Source organism: Pseudarthrobacter sp. AG30 (genome assembly GCF_003116525.1).
Taxonomy (GTDB): Bacteria; Actinomycetota; Actinomycetes; order Actinomycetales; family Micrococcaceae; genus Arthrobacter.
In genome coordinates this window covers 173121-187890 of sequence record NZ_QEHL01000017.1, presented here as the reverse complement: position 1 = coordinate 187890, position 14770 = coordinate 173121, and the positions used below count along the sequence as shown (strand labels likewise).

12 protein-coding genes and 1 pseudogene are annotated in these 14770 nt (G+C 65.4%); 7 read left to right on the top strand and 6 right to left on the bottom strand.

Translation table 11 applies throughout. From position 1 onward, the window contains the following. Positions 1-16: 16 nt before the first annotated feature. Positions 17-2118: pseudogene (locus tag DC347_RS14980) on the bottom strand (hypothetical protein). 483 nt (positions 2119-2601) lie between these two features. Between DC347_RS14980 and DC347_RS14975 the strand changes: the two are divergent. After that, positions 2602-3903 (top strand): ABC transporter substrate-binding protein, encoded by a 1302-nt coding sequence (locus DC347_RS14975; protein ID WP_109863488.1) that lies wholly within the window; start codon positions 2602-2604, stop codon positions 3901-3903. A gap of 37 nt (positions 3904-3940) precedes the next feature. Here the strand turns inward: DC347_RS14975 and DC347_RS14970 are convergent, their stop codons facing one another. The 5 genes from DC347_RS14970 to sdhC form a co-directional block, all read right to left on the bottom strand. Then, complete coding sequence (locus DC347_RS14970) at positions 3941-4705, bottom strand: S9 family peptidase (protein WP_018761930.1); 765 nt, start codon at positions 4703-4705, stop codon at positions 3941-3943. 161 nt (positions 4706-4866) lie between these two features. Continuing rightward, positions 4867-5649 carry a succinate dehydrogenase iron-sulfur subunit gene (locus tag DC347_RS14965; protein WP_018761929.1) on the bottom strand — a complete coding sequence of 261 codons (783 nt, stop codon included), beginning with the start codon at positions 5647-5649 and terminating at the stop codon, positions 4867-4869. Between the two features lies 1 nt (position 5650). Beyond that, on the bottom strand, positions 5651-7450 hold the full coding sequence (sdhA, locus tag DC347_RS14960) for a succinate dehydrogenase flavoprotein subunit (protein ID WP_109863487.1): 1800 nt from the start codon (positions 7448-7450) through the stop codon (positions 5651-5653). Positions 7451-7558: 108 nt separating this feature from the next. After that, positions 7559-8020 carry a succinate dehydrogenase hydrophobic membrane anchor subunit gene (locus DC347_RS14955; protein ID WP_018761927.1) on the bottom strand — a complete coding sequence of 154 codons (462 nt, stop codon included), beginning with the start codon at positions 8018-8020 and terminating at the stop codon, positions 7559-7561. 3 nt (positions 8021-8023) lie between these two features. Then, positions 8024-8404 (bottom strand): succinate dehydrogenase, cytochrome b556 subunit, encoded by a 381-nt coding sequence (gene sdhC / locus DC347_RS14950; RefSeq protein WP_081624141.1) that lies wholly within the window; start codon positions 8402-8404, stop codon positions 8024-8026. 282 nt (positions 8405-8686) lie between these two features. Here sdhC and DC347_RS14945 point away from each other — a divergent pair, with 282 nt between their 5' ends. From DC347_RS14945 to DC347_RS14920, 6 genes are all read left to right on the top strand, one after another. Beyond that, complete coding sequence (locus tag DC347_RS14945; RefSeq protein WP_026264626.1) at positions 8687-9820, top strand: mannose-1-phosphate guanylyltransferase; 1134 nt, start codon at positions 8687-8689, stop codon at positions 9818-9820. A 100-nt stretch (positions 9821-9920) separates the two neighbouring features. Next, entirely contained in the window at positions 9921-11138 is a 1218-nt protein-coding gene (locus tag DC347_RS14940; RefSeq protein WP_109863486.1) for an amidohydrolase, read from the top strand. A gap of 152 nt (positions 11139-11290) precedes the next feature. Next, the gene (locus DC347_RS14935; protein WP_018761923.1) at positions 11291-11725 is read left to right on the top strand and encodes a MarR family winged helix-turn-helix transcriptional regulator; all 435 of its coding nucleotides are present in this window, start codon (positions 11291-11293) and stop codon (positions 11723-11725) included. Positions 11726-11772: 47 nt separating this feature from the next. Further along, a complete protein-coding gene (locus DC347_RS14930) occupies positions 11773-12204 on the top strand; it encodes an organic hydroperoxide resistance protein (RefSeq protein WP_109863485.1) in 432 nt (143 codons plus the stop codon). Next, a complete protein-coding gene (locus DC347_RS14925; protein ID WP_109863484.1) occupies positions 12201-13217 on the top strand; it encodes an NADP-dependent oxidoreductase in 1017 nt (338 codons plus the stop codon). The genes DC347_RS14930 and DC347_RS14925 overlap by 4 nt, the downstream gene beginning before the upstream one ends. A gap of 264 nt (positions 13218-13481) precedes the next feature. Next, complete coding sequence (locus DC347_RS14920) at positions 13482-14594, top strand: BMP family protein (protein WP_109863483.1); 1113 nt, start codon at positions 13482-13484, stop codon at positions 14592-14594. Positions 14595-14770: the final 176 nt, after the last annotated feature.

The window sequence follows — 14770 nt, the reverse complement described above, 5'->3', positions numbered from 1 at the left end:
CCGGGCGAACGGGCACCTAGGGAAAGGGCAGCAGCCCTTCCCACCGCACCGTCCAGCCCGGCGGGAAACCGGGGGAGCGATGGTCAGGGCCGTTGTCCCATCCGGCAGCCATCAATGCTGTGGCGGCCAGGAGGCCGCCGTTGCCGGGCAGGTACAACGGCAAGGAATCGGTTTGGCGGTTGTGCCCGTTGGGCAGGACCGTATTCTTGCCCGCATCCTGCAAAAGGCGTCCACAGCGGTCTCCGGATCGCCCAGGCGGGCAGCGGTCATGGCCATGACCGGGTAATCCCAACCCCAGGTACTTTCCCAATCCCAGCCGGCCAGGACATCGGCCAGCGTGGCCCGCATGATGTCTTCGTCAATGAGGTCCGTCCGCGGCAGGACCCCCAAAGCGCACAGCATTGACGGGTGGTCGGTCCTGATGGTGAACGGCTCCACGTCTATCGCTGCGTAGGCGCCGTCGATGACCCGCGGCGGAACGAGTCCTCCCGCAACGTCCTGCCACGCCGCCACAGGTTCCAGGCCCATCCGTTCCCGCCATGAGGCGGCGGTCCGGAGGCCCCACTGCCAGTACGCCAGTTCAAAGGTGGGATTCGTGACGGAGGCCCGGATCGGGCCGTAGCTTTCCTGGGCCGGTACGATGGGCGGCCCCAATTCGAATCCGCGCGCCGTGGGGTGCGCGAAGCTGGCCATGAACGAGGCCGACTCGAACACGATCTCCGCGAACTCATCCAGGATCTCCTTGCAGGGATTGGTGCGATAGACAAGTTCTGCCAGGTAGATGGGGTGCGGCTGCTGCCAGAGAAGGAAGGTGCCGATCGGACTGGGGCTCTCCCGCCCGTCCGGGCCCACTTGCTTGGGCCAGCGGACGCCGTCGAACCCTTGGGCCCTCGCCGTCTGCCGCGATGTTTCGAGGACCGTGGCGTACCACCGCAGGGACGGCAGCAGGAGTTCCGAACGGCCCCAGAGGGCGAAGTGCGCAGCGTGCCACCAATGCATCTCCAGATGGAACCGTCCGCGCCACGAATTGCAGACGAGCCCGGTTTCCTGGGGCGGGAGGGACCCGGCGCAGTTGACCGCCGTCAGGTACTGGGAGAGGACAATGCGGCGCTCAAGTTCCTTGGCGCGGGCGTCTCCGGTCGCACCCAGTTCCACGGCCGCGCCCGTGGTCCAAAACCCCTCCCAATGGGCCGCGGAGGCAGCGGCAATGCCGTTGCCGGGGCTGTTGCTGCCGGGGAGGGGCCCGACGGCGGCACTGGCCTTTGCGTCTCCGGGCGGCAGGTCCGTTGGCAGGAGGGCGTCATCCCCGGGTCGCGGGATACAGTCGCCGTCGCCGGCGGGTACAAAGGCCAGCGCGACGTCGAGTACGCCGGGGCCGCCGGGCAATGTGCTGATCCGGATCCGGTGCCTGCCCGTTTGCTCCACGACGAGTCCGCTGCCGCTGACCACCATCCGGTAGCGGGCGTTGTCCAGTTCGCGGTGAATGGTCCACGTTGTCGAGCCGGGATGGACCTCTGACGCGACAGGCTTCCCGAGGGTGGTGGTATGGGCCTCGGGCCGGCTCCAGTCGGCGGCGTTGTGCCAGGCCTCGGATCCGTAGGGGAAATCAATGCAGAGCACCAGCCCCTCGTGGAGGGCGGGTGATTCCACGTGGAGGCCCAGTTCATCGCGACGCGGATGGCATGCGGTGAGGACGTCGACCGGACGGCCACCAAGGGTGAAGCGGCTGTGGACGGTGCCAGTCCACAGGTCGAGGGTCTGCACGGTGCCTGCCAGGTCTGTTCGGCTGATGGCCTGTTCGGTTGAGCCTGGCGCCAGCATGAAGCCGATGCGTGCCAGGTCCAGCCGGTGCGGATTGGCCCGCAGCCATGTTTCGGCGGCCGAGGTGCCGGTCTCGCGGTCGTTGACGATGTCTCCCACCATGTCCACGTAGGGCACAGGCCCGCGGGGGGAATCGTAGGAAACGGTGGAGCCGGCCAGTCCGTAGGGTTCCTCGGCGGGACGGGAATGCCAGCCCCACTGGGACTGCGTACCGAGGAGTGTCCCGGGCGGGAGGGCGTCGTCGCGGGCACCCACCGGATAGTCGGCCGGGAAGGTCTGGACGCCGGTCAGGTCCATTGTGAAGGCAAACTCGCCGTTGCCCACCGACACCGGGCTTCGCGGGTCCACTGTTCGCTGGCTGACGTTGTGCCTCGTGACCAAGGCCCTCCTGTCGATGGGCGCGGTGCTGCCCGGCGAGGCCTTGGGCGTCACCGCGCGGTCGGTGGTGCCTTGGCTGTGCACGCTGAACGGCCTCCTGGGGAATGCGGGAATGCGGGGGTAAAGCACCATTACGACAAGCCGCCTGACGGGGTAACTTACCCTGCGGGAAAGGCGCGGTGCGGGAAAGGCGAAGAGTTAGAAAACGTTTTCCCGCCTTTATCCTTGCGGCGCGCCGGGGCCACTGTCAACCCTTGGTACGCGTTATGCGCGTCAGAAACTCACGGCATTGGCAGGCGAAGTCATGGTGCACATTCGGGTCGGAATGAGCCCTTGACGTCGGAAGCAGGCCTTTGATACGTTTCACGAAATCGCTTTCTCATCTCGGAAGAAGCTTGCCCAATGACGCGAAAAGTTATCCGAACCCTTCGTAAATCAACTGCCATCCTCACGGCCGCGGCACTCCTTGGCCTCACCGCGGCATGCTCCAGTACCCCATCCAACAAGCCTGAGGACGGCCCTGTCGAAATCCGTTTCTCCTGGTGGGGCAACGCTGGCCGTGCCGACCTGACCAACAAGGCCATCGCCGAATTCGAGAAGGCCAACCCGAACATCAAGGTCAAGCCGGAGTACGGCGACATCGGCGGATACTTCGACAAGCTTGCCACCCAGGTGGCCGCCAATGATGCTCCCGACGTCATCACCATGGGTGGCGCCTATCCGGCGGAGTACGCCAACCGGGGTGCCCTGCTGGATTTGGCCACGGTCAAGGGCCCGCTGGATCTGTCAAAGATGGACCAGGGCGCACTGGAAAACGGTCAGGTCAAGGGCAAGCAATACGGGGTGTCCACCGGTGCCAATGCCCTGGCGATCGTCGCCAATCCGGCGGTGTTCTCGGCGGCGGGAGTCCCGCTGCCGGACGATAATTCCTGGAGCTGGGACGACTTCGCGAAGATCGCGGCGGATGTCACGGCCCACAGTCCCAAGGGGACCTACGGAACCGCCACCGTGCTCACCCACGACTCCCTGGACGCCTTCGCCCGCCAGCGGGGTGAATCGCTCTACACCCAGGACGGTCAGTTGGGGCTCGGCAAGGAAACGGTCCAGGACTACTTCGACTACTCACTGAAGTTGAGCGAAACCGGGGCGGCCCCAAGCGCCTCCGAGACCGTTGAGAAGCTCAACGTCAGCACCGAGCAAACCCTTCTGGGCATGGGCAAAGCGGCCATGATGCTGACCTGGAGCAACTCGTTGTCCGCCCTCAGCAAGGCATCCGGCGCCGACCTCAAGCTGCTCAAGCTCCCGGGTGAAAAACCCACGCCCGGCATCTGGCTCCAGTCCTCGCAGTTCTACACCATCTCGGCCCGCAGCAAGCACGCTGACGCGGCGGCAAAGCTCGTGAGCTTCCTGGTCAACGACCAGTCGGCGGCCAAAATCATCCAGAGCGACCGGGGCGTTCCCAGTAACGCCGACATGCGCAACGCCATCAAGGACATGCTCACGCCGCAGGGGAAGGTGGAGGCCGACTACATCAACCAGATCGGCAAGATGGACTTCGCCCCGACGTACATCGGACCCACGGGCTCGACGGCCGTCTCCGAAATCACGGCCCGGATCAACACCGATGTCCTGTTTAAGAGGCTGGCGCCGGACAAGGCCGCCGAGCAGTGGATCAGCGAGAGCAAGGCTGCCATCGGCAAATAGACCGGCTGCCCGGGCGCTCCCTGGAACGGGGTGTGATTCAGGCGTCGAGGTACTGGTCGGCCCACGCCGCGATGATCCGGGCCGCGCGGGCGGCCTGGCCCTTGCCCGTCAGCAGATGGTCGCTACCCTCGAGGGAGACGAAATTGCGGGGGTGCCGGGCGGTCTGGAAAATCGTGCTGGCGTTCTCGATCCCCACGGTGTTGTCGGTGGGGGAGTGCAGCACCATCAGCGGTTTGTGCAGTTGCCGGATGCAGTCAGTCAAGTCGGCGTTCTCCAGGTCCTCCACGAAGTGCCGGCGGATCTCCACCCGCTTCCCGCCCAGGTCCACCTCGGCGCTCCCCTCGCTGAGGATCCGGTCCAGGGCGGCGTCAAAGACGTGTGCCACATGCTTGGGGGAGAAGGGCGCGCCCACCGTCGCCACGGCGTCGAGCTCGGGGATCTCCCGTGCGGCCGCCAGCACGGCGGCACCACCAAAGGAATGGCCCACCAACAGGGAGATTTCCTTCCCCTCCGCACGCATGAACTCCGCGGCCTTCACCGTGTCGGCCACCTTGTGGCTGAACGAGCCGGCGGACCATTCGCCGGCCGAGCCGCCCAGGCCAAGGTTGTCGAACCGCAGCATGCCAATGCCGCTGTCCGCCAGTGCCTTGCACATCCGGGACGCGGACGGGCTGTCCTTGCCGAGCGTGAACCCATGCGAAAACACTCCCCAGCCCTTGACCGCGCCTTCCGGGACGTCGATTATTCCGGACAGCGTCTCACCGGTTGAGCCTGCGAAGGATACTTTTTCGGAGCGGGACATGCTGTTCCCTTTCGCTTGGTAGGAATGGCTGTGCTCCCACGCCCGCCGGGTTCCCGGGCCAGGCGTGCACGGTCAGGGGACGGGTGGGGAGAAACAACGACGGCGCCCCCACCACATGTGGTGAGTGACGCCGTCGGCCGTTCTTGCTGTTGTTGGACCTGCTAGATCTTGCGGGCGAGGATGGCCTGCTTGACCTCTGCGATGGCCTGGGTCACCTGGATGCCGCGGGGGCAAGCCTCTGAGCAGTTGAAGGTGGTGCGGCAGCGCCACACGCCTTCCTTGTCGTTCAGGATCTCCAGGCGCATGTCGCCGGCGTCATCACGGGAATCGAAGATGAAACGGTGGGCGTTGACGATCGCGGCGGGCCCGAAGTACTGCCCGTCCGTCCAGAACACCGGGCAGGAGGACGTGCACGCAGCACACAGGATGCACTTGGTGGTGTCGTCGAAGCGTTCACGGTCCTCGGCGGACTGCAGGCGCTCCCGGGTGGGCTCGTGGCCCTTGTTGATCAGGAAGGGCATGACTTCGCGGTATGACTGGAAGAACGGCTCCATGTCCACGATCAAGTCCTTCTCCACCGGCAGGCCCTTGATGGGCTCCACCGTGATGGGCTTGGACGTATCCAGGTCCTTCAGGAGGGTCTTGCACGCGAGGCGGTTGCGGCCGTTAATGCGCATGGCATCGGAACCGCACACGCCGTGGGCACAGGAGCGCCGGAAGGAGAGGGTTCCGTCCGTCTCCCACTTCACCTTGTGCAGGGCGTCCAGGACACGGTCCGTGCCGTACATGGTGAGGTGGAAGTCGTCCCAGGTGGCTTCCTCGGAGACCTCCGGGTTGTACCGGCGGACCCGCAGGTGGACATCGAACGTGGGGATTTCCCCGCCCCCGCCAACGCCGGCAGGCAGTTCAACCTTTGAGGCTGGCTCAGCGATTTCAGCGGTCATCTTAGTACTTCCTCACCATCGGCTCGTAGCGGGTAAAGACAACCGGCTTGGTGGCGAGGCGGATGCCGGCGATTGATTCCGCCGATCCGTCGGCCGGCGCATGGTCATCCTTGTACGCCATGGAGTGCTTCATGAATTTCTCGTCGTCACGCTCGGGGAAGTCCTCGCGGAAGTGGCCGCCGCGGGATTCCTCACGGTGCAGGGCAGCCACGGTCATCACCTTGGCCAGTTCCAGCAGGAAGCCGAGCTCAACGGCCTCGAGCAGGTCCAGGTTGAACCGCTTGCCCTTGTCCTGGACGTTGATGCGCTTGTACCGCTCCTCGAAGGAGGCGATGTCGCGCAGCACCTGGTTCAGGGTATCGGCGGTACGGAACACCTGCATGTTGGCGTCCATGGTGTCCTGCAGTTCCTTGCGGATCTGGGCAACCTTTTCGTCACCGGTGCCGTTGCGGGCAATGTCCAGAAGCTCGGTGGTGTAAGCCAACGGGTTCTCCGGCAGCTCCACGAAGTCGGCAGTCTTCGCGTACTCGGCGGCGGCCACGCCGGCCCGCTTGCCGAAGACGTTGATGTCCAGCAGGGAGTTGGTGCCCAGGCGGTTGGAGCCGTGGACGGACACGCATGCCACTTCACCGGCGGCGTAGAGGCCCGGCACCACGGTGTCGTTGTCCTGCAGTACCTCGGTTTGAATGTTCGTCGGAATACCGCCCATGGCGTAGTGGGCCGTGGGGAACACCGGTACGGGCTCGGTGTACGGTTCCACGCCCAGGTAGGTCCGGGCGAACTCGGTGATGTCCGGGAGCTTGGCGTCAATGTGCGCCGGTTCCAGGTGGGTCAGGTCCAGGAGCACGTAATCCTTGTTCGGACCGCAGCCGCGGCCTTCACGGACTTCGTTGGCCATGGAGCGGGCCACGATGTCGCGGGGCGCCAGGTCCTTGATGGTGGGAGCGTAGCGCTCCATGAAGCGCTCACCCTCGGAGTTGCGCAGGATGGCACCTTCACCACGGGCTGCTTCGGAGAGCAGGATGCCGAGGCCGGCAAGGCCGGTGGGGTGGAACTGGAAGAATTCCATGTCCTCCAGCGGGATGCCGCGGCGGAAGGCGATGCCCAAGCCGTCACCCGTGAGGGTGTGTGCGTTCGAGGTGGTCTTGAAGACCTTGCCGGCGCCGCCGGAGGCGAACACCACGGACTTGGCCTGGAAGACGTGCAGTTCACCGGAGGCGAGGTCGTAGGACACGACGCCGGCCACACGCTTCTGCTTGTAGGGCGTGCCGTCCTCGCGGACAGCATCCTCTTCGACCGTCAGCAGGTCCAGGACGTAGTACTCGTTGTAGAACTCAACGTTGTGCTTGACACAGTTTTGGTACAGGGTCTGCAGGATCATGTGGCCGGTGCGGTCTGCGGCGTAGCAGGCGCGGCGCACGGGAGCCTTGCCGTGGTCGCGGGTGTGGCCGCCGAAGCGCCGCTGGTCAATGCGTCCCTCGGGCGTGCGGTTAAACGGCAGGCCCATCTTCTCGAGGTCCAGCACGGCGTCGATGGCTTCCTTCGCCATGACCTCTGCAGCGTCCTGGTCAACCAGGTAGTCGCCGCCCTTGACGGTGTCGAACGTGTGCCATTCCCAGTTGTCTTCCTCGACATTGGCAAGGGCTGCACACATGCCACCCTGCGCCGCACCCGTGTGCGAGCGGGTGGGGTAGAGCTTGGTCAGTACTGCTGTGCGCGCGCGCTGACCGGACTCGATCGCGGCGCGCATGCCAGCGCCACCGGCACCGACGATGACGACGTCGTACTTATGGACCTGCATACCAGACGCTCTTTCTCTCAAAATTCGCTATCAAACAACGGGGCGGCTTCGCCTGCTCCGCAAAACAGGGCCCGCGGGTAAGCCCGCGGGCCCGGGGTTGTGCCTGGACTAGGCAGGGCAGAATCCGCCCGGAAGGGCCACGCCGTCCACCACGGGGCAGGGGTTGAAGGTGAAGATCACCAGGGTGCCCAGCAGGATGATGACCACGGCGGCTGCATAGAGGACGGTCTTCAACCAGCGCCGCGTCCCCGTCTTTTCGGCGTAGTCGTTAATGATGGTCCGCACGCCATTGGTGCCGTGCAGCATTGCCAGCCACAGCATGGCCAGGTCCCAGAACTGCCAGAACGGGTCCGCCCACTTGCCGGCGACGAAACCGAAGTCAATGGCATGGATGCCTTCGCCGACCATGAGGTTCACGAACAGGTGCCCGAAGATGAGGACCACCAGCACCACGCCGGAGAGGCGCATGAACAGCCAGGCGATCATCTCGAAGTTGCCGCGCGAACCGCCGCTGCGGCGGTACTGGGGAGCTACCCGGCCGCTGCGGGGGCTCTCGATGGTTGCAGTCATGGCTTAGTGACCTCCGAGGGCGAGGGACAGGTGGCGGATGGAGAACGCAAGCATGGTCACGATCCAGAGGGCCAGGACTGCCCACAGCATCTGCCGCTGGTACTTGGCGCCCTTCTTCCAGAAGTCGACCGCGATGATCCGCAAGCCATTGAAGGCGTGGAACACGATCGCGGCCACAAGCCCGGTCTCGCCCAGCGCCATCAGCGGGTTCTTGTAGGCGCCGATCACAGCGGTGTAGGCCTCCGGCGACACACGCACCAAGGAGGTGTCCAGGACGTGGACCAACAAGAAGAAAAAGATCACTACACCGGTTATGCGGTGTCCTACCCAGGACCACATGCCTTCACGGCCGCGGTACAAGGTGCCAGCTGGTTTTGTCGGCACTGATAAACCTCCCTGCAACACAGCGGCGCTGGCATGAGATCCATGCGGGGGGAACGCCTGCTGCGAGAGCACTCGTAGCTCAGGCCTAAATCTAGGCTTCGCTTACAGCTTATTCAATTTAGGAGATTCTTGGAGACCAGTGCTGGGGCGGTTTTTCGGCGAGAATGAGACGAACGCCACACGGATGCGGTGATTTGGGCCATGCGATGACGGAGCGCGCCGGTGGACAGCCTGTGGCGGGCCGCCGCCGCCGGCCGTGGGCCGTCAGCTAAAGTAGCGGTGATGAGTACAGACAAAGTGACAAGCCCGGCCTCACCCCTTGACCGCTTCATTGCGGTGATTCCGGCAGGCGGAGTGGGGACCCGCCTCTGGCCCCTGTCACGAGCAGCAGCTCCCAAGTTCCTTCACGATCTCACAGGATCGGGCAGCACCCTGCTGCGTGCCACCTACGACCGGCTCCACCCGCTCGCGGGCAGCCGGGTGCTGGTGGTCACCGGAAAAGCGCACCGCGACGCCGTGTGCCGCCAGCTTCCCGAGGTCCAGGACGCGGACCTTGTCCTGGAATCGGAGCCCAAGGACTCCGCAGCGGCGATCGGCCTCGCCGCAGCCATCCTGCACGCGCGGGACCCGGACACCATCATGGGGTCCTTCGCCGCCGACCAGGTGATCAGCCCGGACCACCTCTTCCAGGACGCCGTCCGGGAGGCAATCCATACCGCCGCGGCCGGCAAGATCGTGACCATCGGCATCAAGCCCACGCACCCGTCCACCGGGTTCGGGTACATCCGCTCCGGCAAGGAATTGCACATCGACGGAGCTCCGAGCGCCCACGATGTGGTGGAATTCGTCGAAAAGCCCGACGAAGTGGTGGCCCAGCAGTACGTCGACAGCGGTGACTACGTGTGGAACGCCGGCATGTTCGTAGCCCCCGTGGCACTGATGCTCAAGCACCTCGAGGCCAACCAGCCGGAGCTGTTCAAGGGCCTGCAGGAAATCGCGCAGGCCTGGGACACCCCCGAACGCGACGAGGTCACTGCCCGGATCTGGCCCACCCTGCCCAAGATCGCCATCGACTACGCAGTGGCCGAGCCCGCCGCCGAAGCCGGGGACGTCGCCGTCGTGCCCGGGACCTTCCGCTGGGACGACGTTGGCGACTTTGCCTCCGTCGGGCGGCTCAACAGCGCCAAGGAAGTGGACGACGTCACCGTCCTGGGCGAAGGAGCGCGGGTATTCACGGAGAACTCAAGCGGTGTGGTGGTCACGGACACCAAGCGCGTCATCGCCCTGATCGGCATCCAGGATGTGGTCATCGTGGACACGCCGGACGCGCTGCTGGTCACCACCATGGCCAACTCCCAGCGGGTCAAGGCAGCGGTCGACGCCCTCAAGGCCAGCGGGGACACGGACGTCCTTTGATCGCCCTACCTGCCGGCGCGTCACGGCGCCGGCAGGTTCACGTTGTAACGGGGCGTCAGTGAATGGCCCTTATCGGGGCCGTGATCGCTAGAGTAAAACAGTGCGCAATTACACTACTGAAGCCGAGCCCACCGCCTTGGTGGCGCCGTGGCTTGAACCGCTCCTGCCGGAACTGATCGAATTCCGGCGGGACCTCCATGCGCACCCGGAGCTTTCCTTCAAGGAGTTCCGCACCACCGACAAGCTTGCGGAGCGGCTGGAGGCCGCCGGGCTGAGCCCCCGCCGGCTCGAAGGCACCGGCCTGACCGTGGACGTCGGCGAAGGCCCCATCGCCACCGCGCTGCGGGGTGACATCGACGCCCTCCCCATCATCGAGGAAACCGGCCTGGCTTTCGCGTCCAAGAACCACGGCGTCACCCACGCCTGCGGCCACGACGTGCACACCACCACCATGCTGGGCATTGCCCTGGTGTTGCAGCGCATGCACCAGGAATCGCCCCTGGGCGCGACGGTGCGGATCATCTTCCAGCCCGCAGAGGAAACCATGCCCGGCGGGGCGCACGCGTGCATTGAGCAAGGCGTGCTGGAGGGAGTTCCCAGGATCCTCGCGCTGCACTGCGACCCCCGCATCGAAGTGGGCAAGGTCGGAACCCGGATTGGCGCCATCACCTCGGCCTCGGACACCATCCGGATTGAACTGTCCGGCCGCGGCGGCCACACGTCCCGACCGCACCTCACCGAGGACCTCGTCTTCGCGCTTGCCCAGATCGCCGTCAATGTTCCGGCCGTCCTGTCCCGCCGGGTGGACGTCCGCAGTGGCGTGTCCGTGGTGTGGGGCCAGATCACCGCCGGATCGGCGCCCAATGCCATTCCCGGCTCGGGCTACATGGCCGGAACCATGCGCTGCCTGGACCGTGACGCCTGGCACGCCGCCGGCGAACTCCTCGACGAGGTGGTCCACCAGGTGGCCGCGCCGTATGGGGTGGACGTCCACCTGGAGCACACCAGGGGAGTGCCGCCCGTGGTGAACTCGGAACACGAAACGGCAATTATCGAGGCGGCTGCGCGCGCAGAGATCGGCGAAAGCGCCGTGGTGCTGACCCCGCAATCCATGGGTGGCGAGGACTTTGCCTGGTTCCTTGCGGAACTTCCGGGAGCCATGATGCGCCTGGGCACCAAGACGCCGGGCGGGGAGGACTACGACCTCCACCGCGGCGATTACATCCTGGACGAGCGATCGCTGGGCCTGGGGATCCGCGTGCTCACCGCGGCAGCGTTGAGGACCATCAGGGACATCGAGCAGCCGCCCGCGCTGTAGCCGCGCGGCACACCGTCCACGCCGCGTCCGTGCCTTGGCGGCTTGTTTGCGCCGGCGCCGGTAACGCTGGTGGATCACGACGACGGTCAACGGGATGGTCTCCTGAGCCCAGTTGAGTTGTGCACAATTTAATTGTGGGCTATTGTTTTCTCATGACCGAAGCTCCCCGCCTGGACCGCCAAGTGTGTTTTGCTTTGTATTCGGCTTCCCGGGCCGCCACCGCCGTGTACCGGCCAGTGCTGGATGAACTGGGGCTCACTTACCCGCAGTACTTGGTGATGCTGGTGCTGTGGGAGGACGAGCCCCGCGGGGTCAAGGAACTTGGCGGGGAGCTCGGGCTGGACTCGGGGACCCTGTCGCCCCTTCTCAAGCGGCTGGAAGCACTGGGGCTCGTGGAACGCCGCCGTTCAGGCGAGGACGAACGGCGCGTTGCCATTCACCTCACGACGGCAGGCCGGGAACTCAGCGTCCCGGCCCGGGCCATCCCGCAGCGGCTGGCTGACGCCGCCGGACTCTCGCACGGAGAGCTCGAACAACTGCGCGCCACCCTGGGCAAGCTCACGGCCGCACTGCACCAGTCGCTCTAAGCGGCGCGCCACCCTGCACCATCCCACCTACAGGACGGACATTTTTCGTGAAGACTCTCTACACCGCCGAGGCGCTTGCCTCCGGCGAAGGCCGTGACGGCACTGCACGCAGCAATGACGGCAAGCTGGCCGTGGACCTGGCCAGCCCCGTGGAGCTGGGCGGCAGCGGCCGCGGGACCAACCCTGAGCAGCTTTTTGCCGCCGGGTACGCCGCCTGCTTCCACTCCGCACTGCGCCTGGTGGGCCGCAAGGCAGGCGCCGACCTCACCGATTCGGCCGTTGCGGCGAAAGTCCACCTGGGACAGCTGGACGGCGGAACGGGCTTCGGGCTTGCCGCCGAACTGGAAATCGCCCTCCCGGCGCTGGACCTTTCCACCGCCGAGGAACTGGTGGCCAAGGCGCATGAAGTGTGCCCCTACTCGAACGCCACCCGGGGCAACATCACCGTCGACATCAAGATTTTGGAGTACGCAGCATGAGCACCGCACTTGCCACCAGCACCCGTGAAATCCGCCTGGCCTCGCGCCCTGTGGGCCGTCCTGCCAGCGATAACTTCGAGCTCGCCGAGTCCCCGCTGCCCGCCCTCGAGGACGGCCAGATCCTGGTCCGGAACCTCTTCATGTCGGTCGACCCCTACATGCGGGGCCGGATGAATGACGTGAAGTCCTACTCCGCGCCGTTTGCCGTGGGCAAGGCGCTCGACGGCGGCGCGGTAGGCGAGGTGGTCGCGTCCCGTTCGTCGGCACACAAGGAGGGCGACGTCGTCGTGCATTCCCTCGGCTGGCGGGAGTACGCCGTGGTTGACGGCGCTGCAGCCACCCCGGCCCGAACTGACCTGGCCCCGGCTTCCGCCTTCCTTGGCGCCCTGGGCATGACCGGGCTGACCGCCTACTCCGGCCTCTTGAAGGTCGCCGAATTCAAGCCGGGGGACGCCGTGTTCGTCTCCGGTGCCGCCGGCGCGGTGGGCTCGCTGGTGGGCCAGATCGCCAAGGCCATGGGCGCCTCCCGCGTGATCGGCTCCGCCGGTTCGCCGGCCAAGGTGGCCAGGCTGCTGGAGCTCGGTTTCGACGCAGCCTTCGACTACCACGATGGTCCCGTGCTGGACCAGCTGCAGAAGGCCGCCGGCCCAGACGGCATCGACGTCTACTTCGACAACGTCGGCGGCGAACACCTCGAGGCGGCCCTGGCAGTCCTCAACGTCGGCGGCCGGGTGGCAATGTGCGGTGCCATCGCGCAGTACAACTCCACCGAACCGACTCCGGCGCCCCACAACCTGATGCAGGCCATCGGCAAGCAACTGACGCTCCGCGGCTTCCTGGTAGGCGGTCAGCGGCAGCACGCGGCGGAGTTTGCCGAGAAGATGTCCGGCTGGCTGGCCGACGGCACCGTGCGCTACGACGAGACGATCGTGGACGGACTGGAGAACGCGCCGCAGGCGTTCATGGATCTCCTGGACGGTGCGAACACCGGAAAGATGCTCGTCCGGCTGTAGCCCGGCGCTCACAACTAAAGAACAATCAGCAGTAGGGGCGCCTCCTTTGGAGGCGCCCCTACTGCTTGGTAACAACTTGTAAACAATCTTCGGGGTCAGCTTCCGACGTGCTATGGGGACGTGGCGCAGGCCACTAAAGTAAGTGCCATCAGTGCGCTCCGGCGCAGTGCTGCGTGCCTTCAGTGAAAACAGAATTTCAGCGCCGAAACGGACACTCATTGAATCTCAGCCCGTAGTGCCACTCGCATCATCCCTGGAGGAAAATTGAAGAAATCACTGCGTGCCGGCTTCAAGCGCGGTTCAATGGCCGGTGTGGCCACCCTCGGTGCGTCCGCCTTGCTGCTGACCGGCTGCGGGGCCGCCCCGTCCGCGTCCGGCCCCTCGGGTTCAGCCACCGCCTCGGACTACACCGCCTGCATGGTGTCCGACTCCGGTGGATTCGACGACAAGTCGTTCAACCAGTCCGGCTACGAGGGACTGCAGGCCGCCGTCAAGGACCTTGGCATCAAGGAGAAGCACGTCCAGTCCAAGGCTGACACCGACTACGACCCCAACCTCCGCTCCATGGTCCAGCAGGGCTGCAAGCTCACCGTGACCGTCGGGTTCCTGCTCGGCGATGCCACCAAGTCCATCGCGACGGCCAACCCGAACAGCCACTTCGCGATCATCGACTACAACGACCCCACCTTCCCCAAGAACGTCAAGCCGATCGTCTATGACACGGCCCAGGCCGCGTTCCTGGCCGGCTACCTGGCAGCAGGCACGTCCAAGACCGGCAAGGTGGCAACCTTCGGCGGCATCAACATCCCCACCGTCACCATCTTCATGGACGGTTTTGCCGACGGCGTGAAGTACTACAACGAAAAGAAGGGCAAGAGCGTCCAGCTCATCGGCTGGGACAAGGACAAGCAGGACGGCACCTTCGTCGGCGACTTCAAGCAGGTGGACAAGGGCAAGGTCCTCACCCAGGGCTTCCTCGACCAGGGCGCAGACATCGTCCTTCCCGTGGCCGGACCCGTCGGCAGCGGCGCGGGCAGCGCGATCCTCGACGCCAAGTCCAAGGGCAAGGATGCCAAGCTCATCTGGGTTGACTCCGATGGCTACCTGACGGCCCCCGACTACAAGTCCGTGATCCTTTCTTCTGTCCAGAAGACCATGGCCACCGCTGTGGAGACGGTCATCAAGGACGACAAGGACGGCAAGTTCGACGCCTCGCCGTACATCGGAACCCTTGCAAACGGCGGTGTTGCCCTGGCTCCCTTCCACGACCTCGATTCCGCCGTGCCGGCGGACCTCAAGGGCGAACTGGACCAGCTGAAGAAGGACATCATCTCCGGCACCGTCAAGGTCGAGTCGAAGTCCAGCCCCACCAAGTAAGCACTGAACAGCGGGGCGCGCTGCCCTTCCGCCGTTACGCCGGCCGGAGGGCAGCGCGTTCTGTTTTGCTGGCAACGCACGCTTGCCAGCGCCATGCAGGCGTTACTTTTCCTGCCTGCCCGCCCTGCCCAGAAACCACCCGTAACACTAGGCTGGGACTACCCGCTGCCTTGCCG